This window comes from Flavobacterium sp. PL02 (assembly GCF_035013205.1).
Classification (GTDB): Bacteria; Bacteroidota; Bacteroidia; order Flavobacteriales; family Flavobacteriaceae; genus Flavobacterium.
Genome location: NZ_JAYGJP010000006.1, coordinates 1 through 21,757, shown reverse-complemented (window position 1 = coordinate 21,757; position 21,757 = coordinate 1). Strand labels below are relative to the sequence as shown.

Genomic DNA, 21,757 nt, shown 5'->3' with positions numbered 1-21,757 from the left:
TATTTTATAACATATTAAAGTTTAATTATTTAAGAAATATGTTAGAAATAATTTTTTAATACCTGATTGTGAATAGGTATATTTGTTTTTACGATTTATCACTAATACATTCAATAAATGAAAATAATAGCAGTTATTCCCGCACGTTACGCTTCTACACGATTTCCCGCCAAACTAATGCAAGATTTGGGCGGCAAAACAGTAATTTTAAGAACGTATCAGGCCGCAATACAAACCAATTTATTTGATGATGTATTTGTTGTAACAGATTCGGATATTATATTCGATGAGATTGTCTCAAATGGAGGTAAAGCCATTATGAGTATTAAAGAACATGAATCGGGGAGTGATAGGATTGCTGAAGCTATCCAGAATCTGGAAGTTGATATTGTTGTAAATGTGCAAGGCGATGAACCTTTTATCGATGCTGAACCTTTGGCAAAAGTAATTGAAGTTTTCAGAAATGACTCAGACAAAAAAGTCGATTTGGCTTCTTTAATGCGTGAAATTAAAGATGAAACTGAAATAAATAACCCTAATAACGTAAAAGTTGTAGTAGATCAAAGTGGCTTTGCTTTGTATTTTTCTCGTTCGGTTATTCCGTATCCTAGAGATGCAGCTGTTGGTGTGCGCTATTTTCAGCATATTGGGATTTACGCTTTTAGAAAACAAGCTTTATTAGACTTTTATAGCTTGCCAATGAAATCGCTTGAAGCTTCGGAGAAGTTAGAGCAATTACGTTATCTAGAGTTTGGAAAGTGCATTAAAATGGTCGAAACTACTCATGTAGGTATTGGAATTGATACACCGGAAGATTTGGAGAAAGCAAGAGTGCTTTTGTTGTCTAAATAGAATTTATTGTATAATTGTTGATTCTATAAACGGGGCTTCGACTCCGCCTGGCAATATTGTGAGTAAACAAAAGTAGTGAGTAAATACTCTCAATCCTGTTTTACTCAAACAGAAGCCTTTGTACCTTAGTGTCTCAGAACCTTTGAACCTTCAAACAAAAAGCTCCAAATCATTACAATTTGGAGCTTTTTTTATATTTGATAATCAAACTAAATTCTTAATATAAATTAGGGAATTTAGAAGGATTAACCTCATGCATCATGCTGTATACTTTTTCGTAAATATCTTCGGCAGAAGGTTTAGAGAAGTAATCGCCATCGGTTCCGTATGCTGGTCGGTGCGCTTTTGCAGTTAATGTTTGTGGTTTGCTATCTAAATGCATGTATGCATCTTGTTGCTCGATAATTTGTTGCAAGATATAAGCAGAAGCTCCACCTGGTAAATCTTCGTCTATTACAAGAAGACGATTTGTTTTGGCAATACTTTTTACAATATCTTGGTTGATATCAAACGGAAGTAATGATTGTAAATCGATAATTTCACAGTCAATACCAACTTGTTGCAACTCTGTAGCTGCTTGTTCTACCAATCGCAAAGTCGATCCGTAAGAAACTAGCGTAATATCTTTACCTTCTTTTAGGGTTTCAACAACACCAATTGGTGTTTTAAATTCTCCGTAGTTTGTAGGTGCTTTTTCTTTTAATCTATATCCGTTTAAACATTCGATTACTAGCGCAGGTTCATCACATTCTAATAATGCGTTGTAAAATCCTGCTGCTTGCGTCATGTTTCTAGGTACAAGTACATGTATTCCACGTATTGCATTTATAATCATTCCCATTGGAGAACCCGAATGCCAGATACCTTCTAAACGGTGTCCACGTGTTCTGATTATTAATGGTGCTTTTTGTTTACCTACGGTTCTATATTGTAAAGTGGCCAAATCATCACTCATGATTTGGATTGCATATAGTAAATAATCTAAATACTGGATTTCGGCAATAGGGCGTAATCCTCTTAATGCCATTCCTATTCCTTGACCTATTATGGTTGCTTCACGAATGCCTACATCGGCAACACGAAGTTCTCCATACTTTTCTTGCATTCCTTCTAAACCTTGGTTTACGTCGCCAATGTTTCCTACATCTTCTCCAAAGATTAAGGTTTCCGGATATTTAGTAAAGATGGCATCAAAGTTATCTCTTACAATCATTCTTCCGTCAACATCTAGGCTGTTTGCTTCATATTGAGGTAAAACTTTCTCTACAGAGAAAACATTAAGATTAGAATCTGAAAATAAATTGCTGCTGAATCTTTCTTGCGTTGTTGCAATGTATGCAGTAATCCAGTTGGCTAATTCGGTTTTGCTATCTTCATTTACAACTAAACGCAATATTTTTCTGGCTGTTGCAAGCATTTCCTTTTTTAGAGGAGATTTTATAGCCGCTAATTCGCTTGTTAGTTTTAAGATTTGTTCCTTATTAGTAGTACTATTATTTGCAGTAGTTTCTAATAAAGTAAGCAATACTTTTTGATCTTGGATAATTGGATCTATAAAAGAGTTCCATGCTTCTTTTTTGGCATCGAGTACTTCTTTTTTTAGTTCCATATCAATTTCGTCCAACTCTTCTGGCGATGCTATATTAATAGCAATCATCCATAAACGCATTTGGCGAATACAGTCAAAATCTTTTTCCCAAGCCAGTCTTGCTGCGTTTTTATAACGTTCGTGAGAACCCGAAGTCGAGTGGCCTTGAGGTTGTGTTAACTCATTTACATGAATTAATACAGGGACATGTTTTTCGCGTGCAATAGCTGCAGCTTCTTCGTATGTTGCAATTAATTCGGCATAATCCCAACCTTTAACTCTAAAGATTTCATATCCGTTTGAGTTTTCGTCGCGTTGGTATCCTTTTAATATCTCCGAGATATTTTCTTTGGTAGTTTGATGTCTTGCATGAACCGAAATTCCGTATTCATCATCCCAAACGCTCATTACCATTGGTACTTGCAGTACTCCGGCAGCATTTATGGTTTCAAAGAATAATCCTTCAGATGTACTAGCGTTTCCGATAGTTCCCCATGCAATCTCGTTACCATTTACAGAAAAATTATCTTTGATTTTTATTCCGTCTACGTTTCTGTATATTTTAGATGCTTGTGCAAGTCCTAATAATCTAGGCATTTGTCCTGCGGTAGGAGAAATATCTGCACTAGAGTTTTTTTGTTTGGTAAGGTCTTTCCAAGAACCATCTTCATTTAAACTATGAGTAACAAAATGTCCACCCATTTGTCTTCCTGCCGACATTGGATCAAAGTTTAGATCGGTATGACCGTATAAACCAGCAAAAAATTGTTTAGGAGTTAACTCGCCAATTGCCATCATGAAAGTTTGATCGCGGTAATATCCCGAACGGAAGTCACCATTCTTGAAGGCTTTTGCCATCGCCAATTGAGGAACTTCTTTACCATCGCCAAAAATTCCAAATTTGGCCTTTCCTGTCAATACTTCTTTACGACCTATTAAGCTACATTCCCGGCTAATAATAGCGATTCTGTAGTCGTTCAAAACTTCGGTTTTGAAATCTTCGAAAGTAAGTGTAGTATTGTTTTTTTCTTTTATCATAATCTGGAATGGGTCATGTTAGATCACAAAATTAATTAAAAACTAGCAATTATCATAATTCGTTAAAAAAAATATAATTTAATTATCTGTATTTAAAAGGGTATAATAGGATGCTTTTTTTGTTGTTTTTTTATCGTTTTGTGTAATTTAGTAATAATAATTTATGTTTTGTTTGGTTTTTATTTGATTAAAACCATTTTCTTGTAAAAAGATTGGTTAATGTTTTAGGTGATAAAGTAACTACGAAACGTATCTTTTCTCCATATTTATCTTGAGAAATTTCCCACCCATTGTTAGAGTATACCGGAAAATACAATTCAAAATAATCTGGAACAAAATTTAATCGGATACCACTATCATATATAAATTTTTCTGCAAAACCTTTACTTTTAATAAAACCTACGTCTCCGTAGGCTTCAATCCAATTCCAAAGAGAATAACTTGCATTTAAAGTAGTTATCCATTGATTTGCATATTGCGGAGTTAGTTTTGATTTAAAACCACCTTCGGCCATTATAAATTGCTGACTAAAAAGACCTGTACTCTCAGACCTTCCGTAATAATTATAATCATACAAATAATCTGTAGGGCGGTCTATACCAAAGCTAAAATAATCAGAATTGGTATTGTTGTATATAAACGTTCCAGCATACATTCTTAAATTTACCTGTCGATTGTTCTCAAAAAGTTTTCTGAACTCTATTTCACTAGCTAATTTCCCGAATTCACTTGCAAATTGTACCTCTGACATAAAGTTAAAATGATTTGTAACTTCAGTTTTAGTATTAAAATAGCGCGCATTAAATACAGAATAATTAGGACTGGAATTGTCTGTAACATAATTGCTTTTTTCTCTATTAACAATTACCTGGCGCAACGTAATAAGTTGTTTCCTGTTGTCACGAAAGTTTTCTTCTCTTATTCGCAACTGTACAGATGGATTTAACTTTAAATAAGTTGCATCTGGAGCGTAGTGAAAATAAGATTCAGAAAAAGAATATTTTACGTTATATAAAGTACTGTTTCTAAAATTTTGAACATACGAGAAACCCGATGAACCCGATATTGTTTTTGCTTTTATAGAGTAAGCAGGATTAATATCAAAAGTAAACGGTTTGTCTAATATCGTTTTGTTATGAAAACGTATTCCGGGAGTAATCCCATCATAATAATTATAGTTAAGCGTAGGGATATAAATTATCTGATTGTAATACGGATCTTCGAGATCTTTGGCAAAATTAAATTTTATAGGACGATTGGTTGGCGAAAAACCTTTTAGTGATTTCCAGTTGTTTCTTAAGTTATACTCAGGAACTTCATTATCATAGTTTAAAACAATTTTGTCGGCATTTTTTCTTTCTACGGTAAATGTAGTGTCAGTAGTTTTAGGATCAATCCATTGTTTAAACATTACCTCCTTTTTCTTTACTCCATAAACAGGAATTGGAACATAGGTTTCTGTTTTATTTTTTAACGAAAATGTAATGCTGTCTTTAGTTTTAGAAACATTATTAAACTTATAATCTATTATATCTCTAGAGTTTATTATAATATCAAAGAACCAATTAATGTCTTTTTTTGCATTATAATTCAAAAGACTTTCAAAATTACTACGACTTACTTGCTCTATTTTATTAAGTTCATAAAAATCCTGAATACTAGTTTGTACGCTATTATTACCCAAATAATCGTCTAGATAACTAAGGCTAAGTCCAGCACGATATTTACTAGCAATTTGTTCATTAAATTTTATAAGCGTGTTCTTAGGGTCGCCCAGAGGTTGGTCTAGATTTTTGCGAGCCATAAGCATATAAAAATAACTGTATTGCTCGTTAAAACTCAGGTTAGTTATTTTGTAGCTTTTTAAGATCTTCAGTTTTGAGAGACTTCCCATCATTTTCTGGTCAGGATAGTTTTCTTCAATGTATTTCATCATGACATATATTTGTATGCCATCATAAATCCAGTTGTCTTTTCTTGGGTCTAAACGTAAACTATTTTTTAAATAAGTATTTAAATAGGTTTTTAAAAACTTAATTTCAAACATAAACTCATCCGGAAAAGGATTTATAAACGAAGGCAATTGGTTCAGACCATAAAATGGGTTCCTTTCGTAATCTATTTGCGAAACCGTAATTTTTTCATGCGGATATTCGCCAATATACTTATTAGCATAATCTACAATTCTGTTTATAGCAAGTGCTTTCTGGATTTCATTTAAATTGTTGTTCTTTAAATTAGTAACAACCTCTGTAGAACCTATTTTATATCTAGTAAAACTGTTTTTAGGTTCAATAAATAAGCTTAAATCCGTCCTTTTATTACCAGAATAAAAAGTATTGGTGTATTTCTCAAATTGTTCTTGCGAAGTCTTATTTAAGTCAGTAGTAATGGTGTAATTATTAGGAACTTTTATTTCTACCTCATAATCAGTTGCAGCATTGGCAATATCATCCAGATTATAATTATTGTATTTTATAAAGCGATGGTTTTCAAATCGGGCAGGGCTTAAGAACCAGTTTTTTAGGTTTAAGCTTCCGTTTTGAGAATAGCCATATCGTGTAAATTTATCACTAGGAATCTTAACGATGTAGGTAAGATGTAAGACAATTGTTTCGTTTGGAGCTAATTTTCGATTTAGTTTGACTACAATATAATCGGGATTTTTTTCTGATCTTTCCCATACCAAAGCTCCGTCTTCTGTATCTGTCAGGCTTATAATTGTAGTATTCCCTCTTTCTTCAGGTTTAGCAAGGTGAAATCCTCTGTAAAACTCATCCGAAAAACGTTTAGCAAGAGGGGTGTTTTTATCCGAAAAAGAATTGTTCCAATCATTAAGAACTACCGAAATTAAAGTATCATTAGATACATTATTAAAGGTGATGTCTTGTCTGATATTCAGAGTTTTTAGCTCGAGATTAACCGCAACCGTCATTTTAGAATGATGCTGTGCGTACTGTTTTATCGAGCTCAATAAAACAAAAGTGCAAATCGTAATTTTATAAAATAACTTCAATGATTGTCCTTAAAGATTTATTAACGAAATAAATATACTATTAATTGTGGATTTATAAAGCCACTTATTGATAAAAAAGCATAAAAAAAAGCTGTTTTTACACAGCTTTTTTAAAATTTAAAAATTCGGGCTTAAATCATATTTCTTATAGAATTTATCCAGAGCTTCAACTACTTCATCCTCAGAATCAACGATTTTAAATAAGTTCAAGTCATCAGGACTTACCGTATGTTCCTTCTCAACCAATACAGTTTTTACCCAATCAATTAATCCAGACCAGAATTCAGTTCCAACCAAAATAATAGGGAACTTACCGATTTTCTTCGTTTGGATTAAAGTAATTGCTTCAAACATTTCGTCAAGAGTTCCAAAACCACCAGGCATAACCACAAAACCTTGCGAATACTTAACAAACATTACTTTACGTACAAAAAAGTAGTCAAAGTTTAAGTTCTTATCACGGTCGATATAAGGGTTAAAATGCTGTTCAAATGGTAACTCAATGTTCAAACCTACCGAAGTTCCTCCGCCTAAGTGAGCACCTTTATTACCAGCTTCCATAATTCCAGGACCACCACCAGTAATTACACCATAACCAGCTTTACTGATTTTATAGGCAATTTTTTCTGCCAATAAATAATATTTATCTTCTGGTTTAGTTCTCGCTGAACCAAAAATAGATACACACGGACCAATACGTCCCATGTTTTCATATCCATTTACAAACTCAGCCATGATCTTAAAAATCGCCCAACTATCGTTGGTTCTAATTTCGTTCCATGTTTTTTGTTTTAATCTATCTTGGATTACTTTGTCTTCGTCATTATCAAAATCTTCTAATCTCATTTTCTTTGTATTAATTTATTTTTTTGGAGCTATTTCCAGCTGTCCACTTGTATCTTTTTATTTTTAAAGAAAAAATAAAAAGGATACCGTTCCCATCTGGGCTAGGCTATACTTTATCAATTTTATTTTACCCTAAAGCGGGGCGCAATATACTAAGATAATTCTTTTTTCAAAAACTGCGCTGTATAACTTTTCTTATTTTTAATTATTTCTTCAGGAGTTCCTTTCGCAATAAGCTGTCCGCCACCTTTTCCGCCTTCAGGACCAATATCAATAATATAATCGGCAAGTTTTATTACATCCATATTATGCTCGATAATCAGGATCGTATTTCCTTTGTCAACCAGTTTATTAATTACATCCATAAGAACCCGAATATCTTCAAAATGTAATCCTGTTGTAGGTTCATCAAGAATATAAAACGTATTTCCGGTATCTTTTTTAGATAATTCCCCAGCAAGTTTAATACGTTGTGCCTCACCACCCGAAAGTGTTGTACTTTGCTGTCCAAGCGTAATATAACCTAAACCAACATCCTGAATTGTTTTTACTTTTCTGTAAATCTTCGGAATGTTTTCAAAAAAAGGAACAGCTTCATCAACAGTCATATTCAATACATCCGAAATAGATTTTCCTTTATAACGTATCTCAAGAGTTTCTCTGTTAAAACGTTTTCCTTGGCAAGTTTCACATTCTACATAAACATCTGGCAAGAAATTCATTTCGATAGTTCTCACACCCGAACCTTCACAAGTTTCGCAACGACCACCTTTTACATTAAAACTAAAACGACCTGCTTTATACCCACGAATCATACTTTCGGAAGTCATCGTAAACAGATTTCTTATTTCAGTAAAAACCTCTGTATATGTTGCAGGATTCGAACGAGGAGTTCTTCCAATCGGACTTTGGTCAATATCGATAACTTTATCAATATGTTCCAAACCTTCTATTTTTTTATACGGTTGTGGTTTTTTTACACCATTAAAATAATAAGCGTTAAGGATAGGATAAAGTGTTTCGTTTATCAAAGTCGATTTTCCGCTTCCTGAAACTCCCGTAACACAAATCATTTTTCCTAAAGGCAATTCAATCGAAACATTCTTTAGGTTATTTCCTGTAGCTCCGGTAAGTTTTAAGAATTTTCCGTTTCCTTCACGACGTTTTGCAGGAATTTCGATTTTCATTTCGCCATTCATATACATAGCCGTGATGGTATGGTGCTGCAGAATCTCCCCTGGAGTTCCTTTACTGATAATTTCCCCACCATATTTTCCTGCTTTCGGACCAATATCAATTACATAATCGGCACGCTCAATCATATCTTTATCATGCTCTACAACAATAACCGAGTTCCCGATATCGCGCAATTGTTCCAAAGAATGAATTAATTTTTCATTATCTCTTTGGTGTAGACCAATACTTGGCTCATCTAGAATGTATAATACACCAACTAATTGCGAACCAATTTGAGTTGCCAATCGAATACGTTGCGCTTCACCACCAGAAAGAGATTTAGAACTTCGGCTTAAAGCCAAATAATTTAAACCAACATTCATAAGGAAGTTCAAACGGTCTTTTATTTCCTTAACAACCTCAGAAGCAATTAAAAGTTGTTTGTCTGATAAGTGACTGTTCAAGTCTAAGAACCACGCAGTCAAATCAGATATATCCATATCACATAACTCAGTGATATTCTTTTCGTTTATTTTAAAAAACAAAGCTTCTTTCTTTAATCGAGAACCATGACATTCCGGACATTTTATTTCGTCCATAAAGTCTTTTGCCCAACGTTTTATTGTAGTCGAAGCACTTTCGTCATGCTGATTTTTGATGAAATTAGATATTCCTTCAAAATCTATTTTGTAATCACGAGCAACACCCAAATCTTTTGAGTTTACGGTGAATTTATCTTTTCCACCATGCAAAATCATATTCATGGCTTCATCAGAAATTTTTTCAATAGGATCGGTAATTTTAAAACCAAACTTCTCTCCGATAACTTCTAGTTGTTTAAAAATCCATGACGATTTGTATTCGCCAAGCGGAACAAATCCACCAGCTTTTATAGATAACTTAGGATTAGGTATTATTTTTTTAACATTGATTTCATTTACAGTTCCTAATCCGTTACAATGCGCACAAGCTCCTTTTGGGGAGTTGAAAGAAAATAAATTTGGCTCTGGATTTTGGTATGATATTCCTGTAGAAGGACACATTAAGTTACGACTAAAATAACGTACCTCATTAGTATCTTGATCTAGAATCATCAATACATTTTCACCATGATGCATTGCGGTATTTATGCTTTCCGATAATCGTTTTTGATTGTCAGGAGTATCTTCAATTACCATTCTGTCAACAACAATCTCGATATCGTGGGTTTTATAACGATCCAGTTTCATTCCGGTAACTAAATCCTGAACTTCACCATTAACACGGACTTTTAAAAAACCTTGTTTGGTAATTTGCTGGAAAAGTTCGGCATAATGACCTTTACGTGCCTTAATTACAGGAGCAAGGATATTGATGCGTTTGCCATTAAAATCTTGAATAATTAAATCCTTAATTTGTTCATCGCTATAACTCACCATTTTTTCGCCCGTATTATAACTATAGGCATCAGCACCTCTGGCATATAATAAACGTAGGAAATCGTATATTTCGGTAATAGTCCCAACGGTAGAACGCGGACTCTTACTGGTTGTTTTTTGCTCAATAGCAATTACAGGCGAAAGTCCGTCGATTTTATCAACATCAGGACGTTCCAGACCACCTAAAAACTGTCTCGCGTAAGCCGAAAAAGTTTCGACATAACGACGCTGACCTTCGGCATAGATAGTATCAAATGCCAAAGAAGATTTCCCCGAACCAGATAAACCAGTAATTACGACCAGTTTTTCACGAGGAATAGAAATATCGATGTTTTTTAGGTTGTGAACTCTTGCGCCAAGAACTTCAATAGTATTATTTGTATCCGACATAGTTTTTGCAAAAAAGCAAAGTTACCATTTTGATTTGTTCTTTTGATATAACAGTATAGAAGTTTGTGTTAAAATAGATTGCGGATAAAATTAATTTACTGTTATATAATGTTCATCTAAAAATACTGATTTAATATACGTTGCGTTAAAATAGTACACAGATAAAACTGATTTACTTCGTAAAGACGCGGATAAAAACTGATTTTTAAAAGAATAATAAAACAGATTCAAAGTTTGTGAAAATCCGCGTTTATCCGCGTTTTCGCGATAGCGAATCCGTTTCATCCGCGTTCCATTACTCGCACAGATAAAAAAAACGCCAACTTAAGTAGTTAGCGTTTTCTTTTGCGGGTTAAAATATAATCATCAATAGCTTCTTTGGTTGTATACCAATTTCGACCTTCTTTATAAGCATCAATTTTTCCTGTTCTAGCCAATAAACTTACATATTCCTGACCATAAGGTGCGCTTGGCTCGCTTACAATATCAGATATTGTTTGATACTCGGTTTCGTTACCAGGCATTGCGTTTAGGTAAATATTAAGTGTTCTTTCCAGAGCTTGACTCATCAAGAGAATCAATTTTTGATAATTACCATTATTAGCCTGATTGAGCGCCTCGTAATATTTTTTTCTATCATTTTTGAGGATAATGGCAGGAGGAAAACTACAACGCATCAATAATAAATTCATGCTCAAGCGAACGGTACGTCCATTTCCATCAAAAAATGGATGAATCCAAACAAACTTATGATGAAAAATTGCTGCCAACTCAATATCATTTAAGTCTAACGGATTTGTATTTATAAAATCAATTAATTCATCAAGATAATCAGAGACTTTATTGGCATTTGGAGGCATAAAATTAGCTCCCGAAATACGAACACCACCATTACGAATACGTCCTGCAAAATCATCTTCGATAGAGCGTAAGACCAATCCATGAAGAGAAAGAATATCTATGCTTCGTAGTTTGTAATCATCGCTTACAATGGAATATAAATAATCAATGGCTTTATCATGGTTATGAGTTTCAAAATGTTCTCGAAGTGATTTTCCTTTTATAGTTATCCCTTCTTGAATCACCATTTGAGTTTCTCGCAAACTCATAGTATTACCTTCGATACCATTGGAGTTGTATGTCCATTCTATCGATAAGCTTTCGCGAATTTTATGCAAAGCAATGTTAGGCAATGGTCTGCTGGCTTGCAAATCTTGTCTTTTCTGGTAGAGTCTTTCAAATGTTGATTGAAATTCGGTTCTATATGTTAAGTCTATATTCAACATAATACCCAAAAGATACGTCTTAATATCGGATAAATCTAATTCCAATTCTATCCGATGTTAAGCTTATTCTATCGTCATAGATCTTAACTTAGTTCTATAAGCTTCTAAAGCTATAGATTTGGAGATGAAGCCGTAATATTTCCCATTTCTTATTACAGGTAAAAATGCCACTTTAGATGCTTCAAATTTATTCATCACCGTTTCCATGCTATCTATTGATGAGATAGTAGCTGGAGGAGTTTTCATAACATCTTTTATCAAGGTGTATTTTACTCGGTACACATTAAATATAATCTCACGAATATCATTAAAATGTACAATCCCTACTAATTCACCATCGTTATTTACGACCGCGAAAACAACTTGATTAGAATGTGATATATAATCGACTAGCTTACTAAGATGCTCATCTGGAGAAACAGTTAAATAGTCAGTTTGAATGATAGAATCAATCTCTAAGGTTGATAAAATATTAGAATCTTTATTGCTTGTAAAAGCATGACCTTTTTTTGCTAAACCTTTTACGTCAAGCGAATATTTCTCAAAACGTTTAGAAATAGCAAAACTTATAGATGAAACTATCATAAGAGGAATCATTAAGCTATAACCACCAGTAATTTCTGCGATCAGGAAAATTGCTGTAAGAGGTGCATGAAATAATCCGCTTAATATTCCAGCCATTCCTACCATGGTAAAATTACTAATAGGCAATTTTGAAAGTCCGATTAGGGTAACAAATTTTGAAAAGAAATACCCTAAATAAGAACCTAAAAATAAAGAAGGAGCAAAGTTTCCTCCATTACCACCACTACCAATAGTTAAGCCAGAAGCAAAAACTTTCATCATCATAGTACATCCCACAAAAAGTAGTAAAACCCATTGATTGTTTCTGAAGCTTGCAAATAAGGTATTATCTAATAATTTTCCGGGATCACTTTCGGATAAGGTTTTTATACTTTCATATCCCTCACCAAATAATGTTGGAAAGATAAAAATTAAAACTGCTAACATCGAAGAACCAAATAAAGCTTTTTTATAAGGGCTTAATTTTAATTTGGAAAAATAATGTTCGACTCTCTGAAAATTTCTAGCGTAATAAACGGCTACAAATCCAGTTAATACACCTAGAAGTACGTAGAAAGGTATATTATGATAATCGAATGTTTGTTGTTGCTTAAAATTTAATAAGATGCTCTCGTCTAAAACAATTGCCGAAACCAAAGCACCAGTAGCAGCCGAAATCATAATTGGGGTAAATGCCGAAATACTTACATCGACCAATAAAACTTCGATAGCAAAAAGAACTCCAGCAATTGGCGCATTAAATGCCGCTGCAATTCCAGCTGCAACACCGCAACCTATAAGTAAAGTTCTGTCTTTATAAGGTAGTTTATAGTTTTGTGCATAATTAGAACCAAATGCTGCTCCAGTAACCACAATTGGACTTTCTAAACCTGCAGATCCACCAAGACCAACAGTAAGAGAGCTTGTAATGATTTGGGCATACATTTGTTTTTTGGGTATAATACTCGCTTTCTTGGCAACAGTATATAATATCTGCGAAGTACCTTTTTCAATAGTTCCGCCTAAAACTCTTTTTACAACAAAAACAGTAAGTAAAATACCAATAATAGGTAATATACTATTGATGAAGCTTAATTTTAAAATACCATTAATGTAAGTGGCAAACGAAAATACGCTGTGGGCAAATGTCTTTAAAACAATTACAGCAAAAGCGCATGAAATACCAACCAAAACACTGGACAAGAATATAAATTGCTTTTGCGTCAATACAGATTGCAGCATTGCAATAATCGATTCAAATCTCCGGATGTATTTTTTTAACATTATGTTTTAAAAAAGTTATGTAATAGTGCAAATTTAGCTTTTAGAACCCAAACTATATAATTTTAAAGCTGTTAATCTCTCGAAAGAAATTAACAGCTTCAAAAAAAGAACATTTTATATGTTATTTAATTAAAAACCAACAGCTGTATCATCTCCACGGAAATCAGCACCACCTTCTAGAGTTTTGTTTGGTAAAACCAAAATAGCATCTACTTTTCCAATTACAGGAGGATTTTTTTCGTTGATGATATAATTTTTGGTTTTTAAATATTCAAGTGTTTTCGAATCAAAAGCTTTTGGTTCAAAGCTAATATTGTCAGGTAACCATTGGTGATGAAAACGAGGTGCATTTACAGCTTCCTGCATACTAAAATTGTATTCATGCACATTTAAAATAGTTTGCAAAACCGATGTAATAATTGTAGAACCACCTGGAGTTCCAACAACCATATATAAACTACCATTTTTTTCCACAATTGTAGGAGTCATAGAGCTTAGCATTCTTTTTTGAGGAGCAATACTATTAGCTTCATTTCCTACTAATCCAAACATATTAGGTTCTCCAGGTTTTACGCTAAAATCATCCATTTCGTTATTTAGGAAAAAACCTAGTTCATCACAGTAATACTTAGAGCCGTATGCATCGTTAATTGTCGTTGTTGCTGCAACAGCATTACCAAATTGATCTACGATTGAATAATGTGTTGTTTCAGTACTTTCGCTATATTTTATTTCTCCATGTTTTACATCCGAAGACAAAGTAGCTTTGTCAAAACTAAAAGTAGACATTCTTTGTTTTAAATAATCATCAGAAAGTAATCCTTTTAATGGGATTTTTACAAAATCAGGATCGCCTAAAAAGTAACTTCTATCAGCATAAGCTCTTCTTTCTGCTTCTACAATTACCTGAATTGCTTCTGCCGAATTATGTCCCATTTTTTCTAAATCGTAGGGTTCAATCATTTTTAGTATTTGTGCCAAACAAATTCCACCACTACTAGGTGGAGACATCGAAGTAATTTTTAAATCTTTGTAATTAAAAGTTAATGGTTTTCTCCATTTTACTTCATATGATGCTAAATCTTTCATAGAGATAATCCCACCTCTTTTGTTAAGATAATCAACTAATATTTTAGCAGTTTTTCCTTTGTAAAATTCATCACGACCATTTTTCTGAATCCTTTTTAAAGTTTCTGCAAGAGCAGAATATTTTATAGTATCATTTTCTTTATATACGGTTGCTAACAAAGTATTTTTGCCGTTTCTTTCTATAATTACATCTCGGTAATTGTTTAAACGCTCTTCTTGTTTTTTAGTCACAATTACACCTCTTTCTGCCAGTGCAATAACAGGTTCTAAAATTGTTGACATAGGTAAGGAACCAAATTTTTTGTGTACTGCAAAAACTCCTGCAACAGTTCCTGGTATTCCAATAGCTAGAGCAGTTTCGGTACTTTTTCCTTTAATAACGTTTCCGTCTTTATCAAGAAACATATCTTTGGTAGCTTTCAGAGGAGCTCTTTCTCTATAATCAATAGATCCAACTTCACCATTTGCTTTTCGGTAGACCATAAATCCTCCTCCGCCAATGTTTCCTGCGTATGGAAAGGCTACGGCCAATGCTAATTCGGTAGCAACCATAGCATCAAATGCATTTCCTCCTTTTTTCATAATGTCGGAACCAATTTTGGATGCTTCAGCTCGTGCCGAAACAACCATTGCTTTGCTGGTAACTAATCCTGTTGGTTGATTAGTTGTGTTTTGGGCAAAAGAGGTAAGCGAGATAAAATAGCATAAAAAGGCAATCTTCTTCATAATGAAAGTAATTTGTGATTAACGTGTTGTTTTAAATCTTCAAAAAAATTAGTGAATTCAGCTTCAAATTCGGTGTAGAATTCTTTTAATTCCGCTGTAGCGAATTGCATTTTTGAAGTGTTTTTTGTTCTGCGATCCATCTGAGTCAGGATATGATTAATCCCTTCGATGGTTTGGTAACTAACGAGCCAGTTTTCGTGAAACATAATAGGCATTATACGTTGTGTTTTTTCGCTTAAAATGCTATGATTTTCAGTCAAAGAATTGTAAAATCTATCAACAAAATCATTAAGATTTTCATCTGAATAAGTTTTCCAGTTTTTGGCTAAAAAATGATCGTAAAATATATCAATAATAACACCAGCATAATGATGGTATTTTTCATGAAGTTTTTTGGTGCTTTGTCTAAACACAGGATGGGCATCAGTATAAGTATCTATAGCACGATGCAAAATAATACCTTTTTGAACTTCAGCAGGAAAACTTTCAAATTGTTTCCCCCGAATTCCATCGGCCATAAAATTGCCGATTTTAATCAAATCATTGTCGCCAGAAAGATATATATGAGCTAGGAAATTCATTTTTATAGGAGTTACTAAGGTTCTAAAAACAGAAGGCACTAAGTTTACTCATGTAAAAGTATAAAAACTTTTCAACTCATTTGTCTAAAAACAGAATGCTTTGACTACTTTTTTAAAATCTTGGCTTTTTATTCTCTTACTTACTCGGCAACTTTTTTATATTTGTAGCTATAACCATAACTCAATATAATGACTTTAATAAAATCGATATCAGGGATAAGAGGAACAATTGGAGGTAAAGTAGGGGACAATCTTACTCCGGTTGATGCAGTAAAATTTGCTTCGGCCTATGGAACCTTCCTTAAAAATAATATTAAAAAAGAAAAACTAACTGTTGTAATTGGTCGTGACGCAAGAATTTCAGGTCCAATGATTCATAATTTAGTTGTAAATACATTAGTTGGGCTAGGGATTGATGTGATAGATTTAGGTCTTTCAACAACACCAACTGTAGAAGTTGCTGTGCCTTTAGAAAAAGCTGATGGAGGAATAATACTTACGGCATCGCATAATCCAAAACAATGGAATGCATTAAAGTTATTGAATGAAAAAGGAGAATTTCTTAATGGAGCAGAAGGTGCAAAAATTTTAGAAATTGCCGAAGCAGAAGCTTTCGACTTTTCAGATGTAGACAGTTTGGGCGAAGTTATATCGAATGATGCGTATATGGATATTCATATCGATGAAGTTTTAAATTTACCTTTAGTAGATGTTGAAGCAGTAAAAGCAGCAAAATTTAAAGTTGTTGTAGATGGTGTGAATTCTTCAGGAGGAATTATAATCCCAAAATTATTAGAATTAATGGGAGTTGAAGTAGTAAAATTATACTGCGAACCAAACGGACATTTCCCTCATAACCCAGAACCATTAAAAGAGCATCTTACAGATATCTCTGAATTAGTTGTAAAAGAAAAAGCGCATTTAGGAGTAGTGGTAGATCCAGATGTAGATCGTTTGGCATTTATCTGTGAAGACGGAGAAATGTTTGGTGAAGAATATACATTAGTTGCTTGTGCAGATTATGTTTTAAGTAAAACGCCAGGAAACACAGTTTCGAATATGTCATCATCTCGCGCTTTAAGAGATGTTACAGTTTCTCATGGAGGAAAATACGAAGCCAGTGCAGTAGGAGAAGTGAATGTAGTAGAGTTGATGAAAAAAAACAATGCTATTATTGGAGGAGAAGGAAATGGAGGAATTATTTATCCAGAATCTCACTACGGAAGAGATAGTTTGGTAGGAGTTGCATTGTTCTTGACGCATTTAGCAAACAAAAAAATGACAGTTTCAGCTTTGCGTGCTTCATATCCGGAGTATTATATGAGTAAAAACAAAATCGAATTAACACCACAAATAGATGTAGATGCGATTCTTGTTGCAATGACAGAGAAATATAAAAATGAAGATATTACTACAATTGATGGAGTAAAAATTGATTTTGCTACAGAATGGGTACATTTAAGAAAGTCAAATACAGAACCAATTATTCGTATTTATACCGAAGCACCTTCTCAAGAAAAAGCAGATGTTCTTGCTTTGAGAATTATAGATGAAATAAAAGCAATCGCAGGAATTTAATTTTTGCGATAAAATAGAATAAAAAATGCCCGAAATTTAATTTCGGGCATTTTTATTATGAAATTAACATGATGTTTATTAGTTAATAAATTTGTTGAGATTTATGTATTTGAACTCTGTCATCGTTAATATTTAAAATGCATTTTATTCATAAAATTTAACGAAAATAGCATTCTAAATTAAAAAAAAAATAATATCAAAAATAATGAAAAAAATATTTTATATATTTTTAGTTTCTGTATTAATACTTTCTTCTTGCTCTAAAGATGATGATTATGAAAATGATTCTGCGAATATTTTATTAAGAAAAGAGATTGGTAAAGAAAATAATAAAGTGATATACTCTTCTGAATATGTATATAATGGAAACAGAATAGTTAGTATTGGTGATGTTAGTTTTACGTATACAGGAAATTATATTACTAAACAGGCTTCAGCTTACATTACATATGAGTTTGGGTATGATAATGGAAAGTTAGTTAGTTATACAGAAAAATTTACTGGAGATAATGGTTTCACTAAAACTATTTATATGCATAACGTGGACGGAACTGTTTCGTTTAAAAAGTACTATGTTTTTAATTCGATGGAAACAGAAAGATCGAGGGGTAATCTTCTGTTTGTAGATGGTAATCTTGTAAAAAAAGAGTATGTAATGAAAGACAATAGTGACGTTGTGACTCAAACGATAATAAAAGAGTATGATACTAAGAACAATCCGTATAAAAATATTTTGGGTTGTGATCTATTGTTTGATGATGACCGATTTCTTAGTATATTAAATGGTAATAAAAATAACCTAGTTAAAACTACATCAACAGCTTCAAGCATAAATGAGTTTTTCTCAGATTCTCTTCAAAAAACGATAAGTGTATTTGAATATTCATACAATTCAAAAGGATTTCCAACTTTAAGAACTAGTATTGATAATAATAAAATCTCCACAAAAGAATACTTCTATTAATGTTTAAAAATACAGTCTATTTCTTTTCTTTGATGATAAAATAGATTGTTTTTTTTTTTTTTATGAATTATCTTCTGTGCTTCCATCTTTTATGAGTCCACAAATAATACTCAGGAGCTTCTAAGATTTGTTTTTCAACTTCCTTTAAATAAGTATGAGTGATTTCAAAGCCATCCGCTTTTTTAGGAGTATCACAAATAGGGATAAAAGTAGCTTCATAATATCCGCGTTTTACTTTTTTTACTTTCACAAATAAAACACTCAAATTGTATTTTCTAGCCAGCATTTCTGCACCAGTATGTACAGGAACTTCAATTCCCATAAAATTATCCCAATGAAAAGCCCTGTCTAGTTTAGGAGATTGGTCACTCGCTAAACCATACATGCTCAAAATGCCGTCTCTTTGGTTTTGTGCCATAAGAGGGATTATTTTTTTAGTTTCGACTAAATCAGCGTCATATTTAGAGCGAATTTTTCTAACTAGTTTATCAAAATAAGGATTTACAATTTTTTTGTAAACACCAATTCCTCTAAATTTTATTTGAGCATTTAGAGTTAACAGCCATTCCCAGCTTGCATAATGTGAAGCTACAAGAACGACACTTTTACCTTTTTCTTCGTATTCTTTTATAAGTTCAACATTAGTAAGAACAAAACGTTTGCGCATTTCTTCAGGAGAAATAGTCATCGTTTTTATCATTTCCAAGAACATGTCACACATGTGTTGGTAGAATTTCTTTTCGATTGTTTTTCTTTCTTTATCAGTAAGATGAGGTAAAGCAAGTGCTAAATTTTCTTTCACTGTTTTTCTTCGGTATCTAACCAAGTAGTAAACTATGAAATAAACAACATCAGAAAATAAATAAAAAATTGGAAATGGAAGAATAGATATAATCCAAAGTAATGGATATGCCAGTATATAAACGAGGAATTGCATGCAGTTTTATTTTTTACAAATATAACTCAAAAATGGATAACGTATATATTTTAATCAGTAACTGTGATTTCTGGGAGAATGACTATATTTACAATTCATAATAAATATAGTATATGAATACCATTTTGATAGGAATAATTGTTGCCAATGTTTTAGTTAGTTATAAAGGATTTAACGATCTTTCTTTTTTTAGAAAATATGAATTTCACGTAGGGAGTATACGTTCAGGAGAACAAATAAGAATGTTAACATCAGGTTTCTTGCATGTAGATATGATGCATTTACTTTTTAATATGTTAACGCTTTGGTTTTTCGCGCCAGTAGTTATTAATCATTTAGGAAATTTTTCGTTTGTATTGATTTATGTTGGTAGTTTGGTTTTTGGTAGTTTACTAACCATGTTATTCCATAAAAATGATTATAGTTATCGCGCAGTAGGAGCTTCCGGAGCGGTAACAGGAATATTGTATTCGGCGATATTATTACAACCTGACATGATGTTAGGGATATTTTTTATAATTCCGATGCCAGCTTACCTTTTCGGAATCTTATATTTATTGTATTCAATATACGGGATGAGAGCTAAAAATGATAATATTGGGCATACAGCGCATTTTGGCGGAGCCATTGGAGGTTATATGATTACATTGATAAAAGACCCATCTTTAGTTTACGATCACAGTCTTATGGTTGTTTTGTTAGCTATACCAATTGCTATACTTTTTGTAATGGCTAAGCTAGGAAAACTATAATGGCACAACTTTTGAAAAGGAATAACAAAAAACAATTAAATAATACAAATATGAAAAAAGTAGCTCTATTTTTAACCCTTATGTTTATGACTATGTCTTACGCTCAAGAAACAAAACAAATTCCGCAAATTAGTGTGTCTGGAGAAGGAAAAGTAAAAGTTGCTCCAGATCAGGTAACAATTTTAGCAACAATTGAAACCAAAGGAAGTAATGCTAAAGATGTAAAAAAGCAAAACGACCAGAAAATGGATGCTGTTTTAAAATTCATTAAAAAAATGAATATTCCAACTGCAGATTTCAAAACAAAACAAGTCGCACTAAATCCGCAATATGATTATGAAAAAAAGAAACATAATTATAACGCTACACAAACAGTAGAAATCTCGTTGAAAGATTTAACTAAGTACGATGAGTTAATGGAAGGTTTGGTTGATCAGGGAATCAATCGTATCGATGGTGTTACTTTCGAATCTTCAAAACTAGCACAACATGAGTCAGAAGCTAGAAAATTGGCAATAAAAGATGCGAAGTCTAAAGCAGAAGATTATGTTTCAGTTTTAGGGCAAAAAGTAGGTAAAGCAATTGTTATTTCAGATAACTCACAAGGATATCGTCCGCAACCTATGTATGCAGCTATGAAATCTATGGCTATGGATAGTGCAGGTGCAGCTTCTAATGAAACGCTTGCGATTGGAGAAATAGAAATTGTATCAAATGTAAGTGTGAGTTTTATTTTAGAATAAATAAAAACCTCTAAATAGTTAATCCCGTCATTTTATAAATGACGGGATTTTTTTTACGTGACTATTTTCTCTTGTATATAAGGTGTGATGTTGTTCTTGTATATAAGAGTAGGTAAGATTGATGAAGGGACCTTGTTGTGAGTTTCAGTAATAATCAAATCAAGTTATGATAAGCGGCTACTATATATAGTAGCCGCTTTTTTTTGGGCCTTATATATAGGAGTAAGATTGTACTATATTATATATGAGTAGTTTTTTCAGGAGCTATTTCCTGCTATGCGCTACAATCTTGTCCTTTTTAAAGAAAAAAGGCCAAGGATTTCCACTACTATCAGGGCTAGGGGCGACAAAACATAACAAAACTCCCATAAGGAAGACAATAAAAAAGACTTTGCGTCTTAGCGACTTTGCGCGAAACCCAGCAAAAACAGGTAAAAAGCCTAAAAAAGCCAGATAGAAAGAAAAAATCACAGCTGTAAACGCAATGTTATCAGACTGTTAAAAAATAAACCAAAAATACTCTCTAAAAAGTATTGATTAACTGAATAAAGGTGGTAGTTTTGCACCCGCAACAACGACAAACGTTCCTTTAAATACTGGCAAGCAAGACGAATCAAATTAGAAATAAAATTCTAAAAAAAAAGATTTAGAAAAGCTTGTGAGAATGGAAAACGGATGTTACATTTGCACCCCGCAAAACAACGGAAAGTTCCTTGAAAGATTGATAAGAAAGAAGAAAACGGAAACGAAAATTTTCCAAAAAAAAACTTCACAAATTTCTTGCCAGTTAGAAAAGACTTTTCTACTTTTGCACCCGCTTTGAGAAACAAGCGATATTAAAAAAAGAAGAACACGTTCCTAGACATATTGAATTGACAGCCGTTTTAAGAGAGATCTTAAAACAACAAAATAAGAGTAATAGAATCGAT

14 protein-coding genes are annotated in these 21,757 nt (G+C 32.8%); 5 read left to right on the top strand and 9 right to left on the bottom strand.

Features of this window, described 5'->3' with window-relative positions:
* The first annotated feature begins 117 nt into the window (after positions 1-117).
* Positions 118-852: a 3-deoxy-manno-octulosonate cytidylyltransferase gene (kdsB, locus tag SHI72_RS16430; RefSeq protein ID WP_323490718.1), complete on the top strand. Its 735-nt coding sequence runs from the start codon at positions 118-120 to the stop codon at positions 850-852.
* Between the two features lie 217 nt (positions 853-1,069).
* On the opposite strand, the gene SHI72_RS16425 is transcribed toward kdsB, so the two are convergent.
* The 8 genes from SHI72_RS16425 to SHI72_RS16390 form a co-directional block, all read right to left on the bottom strand.
* Entirely contained in the window at positions 1,070-3,478 is a 2,409-nt protein-coding gene (locus SHI72_RS16425; protein ID WP_323490717.1) for an alpha-ketoacid dehydrogenase subunit alpha/beta, read from the bottom strand.
* 187 nt (positions 3,479-3,665) lie between these two features.
* Positions 3,666-6,413, bottom strand: coding sequence for an aminopeptidase (locus SHI72_RS16420; RefSeq protein ID WP_323490856.1), 2,748 nt, complete (start codon positions 6,411-6,413; stop codon positions 3,666-3,668).
* 198 nt (positions 6,414-6,611) lie between these two features.
* Positions 6,612-7,340 carry a TIGR00730 family Rossman fold protein gene (locus tag SHI72_RS16415; RefSeq protein ID WP_035628114.1) on the bottom strand — a complete coding sequence of 243 codons (729 nt, stop codon included), beginning with the start codon at positions 7,338-7,340 and terminating at the stop codon, positions 6,612-6,614.
* Positions 7,341-7,492: 152 nt separating this feature from the next.
* Entirely contained in the window at positions 7,493-10,324 is a 2,832-nt protein-coding gene (gene uvrA, locus SHI72_RS16410; protein ID WP_323490716.1) for an excinuclease ABC subunit UvrA, read from the bottom strand.
* A gap of 332 nt (positions 10,325-10,656) precedes the next feature.
* On the bottom strand, positions 10,657-11,610 hold the full coding sequence (locus tag SHI72_RS16405; RefSeq protein WP_323490855.1) for a Fic family protein: 954 nt from the start codon (positions 11,608-11,610) through the stop codon (positions 10,657-10,659).
* Positions 11,611-11,673: 63 nt separating this feature from the next.
* Positions 11,674-13,458, bottom strand: a complete 1,785-nt coding sequence (locus SHI72_RS16400; RefSeq protein WP_039119911.1) for a chloride channel protein — start codon at positions 13,456-13,458, stop codon at positions 11,674-11,676.
* 129 nt (positions 13,459-13,587) lie between these two features.
* A complete protein-coding gene (ggt, locus tag SHI72_RS16395; RefSeq protein ID WP_039116374.1) occupies positions 13,588-15,273 on the bottom strand; it encodes a gamma-glutamyltransferase in 1,686 nt (561 codons plus the stop codon).
* Entirely contained in the window at positions 15,270-15,854 is a 585-nt protein-coding gene (locus SHI72_RS16390; RefSeq protein WP_039119914.1) for an ACP phosphodiesterase, read from the bottom strand. Before SHI72_RS16390 ends, ggt begins: the two co-directional genes overlap by 4 nt.
* A 189-nt stretch (positions 15,855-16,043) precedes the next feature.
* Between SHI72_RS16390 and glmM the strand changes: the two genes are divergently transcribed.
* Together glmM and SHI72_RS16380 are read left to right on the top strand one after the other, a co-directional pair.
* Entirely contained in the window at positions 16,044-17,432 is a 1,389-nt protein-coding gene (gene glmM / locus SHI72_RS16385) for a phosphoglucosamine mutase (RefSeq protein WP_323490715.1), read from the top strand.
* A 205-nt stretch (positions 17,433-17,637) separates the two neighbouring features.
* Positions 17,638-18,396, top strand: coding sequence for a hypothetical protein (locus tag SHI72_RS16380; RefSeq protein ID WP_323490714.1), 759 nt, complete (start codon positions 17,638-17,640; stop codon positions 18,394-18,396).
* Between the two features lie 67 nt (positions 18,397-18,463).
* Here SHI72_RS16380 and SHI72_RS16375 read toward each other — a convergent pair whose 3' ends face one another.
* Positions 18,464-19,333, bottom strand: a complete 870-nt coding sequence (locus SHI72_RS16375; RefSeq protein WP_323490713.1) for a lysophospholipid acyltransferase family protein — start codon at positions 19,331-19,333, stop codon at positions 18,464-18,466.
* A gap of 113 nt (positions 19,334-19,446) precedes the next feature.
* Between SHI72_RS16375 and SHI72_RS16370 the strand changes: the two genes are divergently transcribed.
* Entirely contained in the window at positions 19,447-20,085 is a 639-nt protein-coding gene (locus SHI72_RS16370; protein ID WP_323490712.1) for a rhomboid family intramembrane serine protease, read from the top strand.
* 50 nt (positions 20,086-20,135) lie between these two features.
* Positions 20,136-20,828: an SIMPL domain-containing protein gene (locus SHI72_RS16365; protein ID WP_323490711.1), complete on the top strand. Its 693-nt coding sequence runs from the start codon at positions 20,136-20,138 to the stop codon at positions 20,826-20,828.
* Positions 20,829-21,757: the final 929 nt, after the last annotated feature.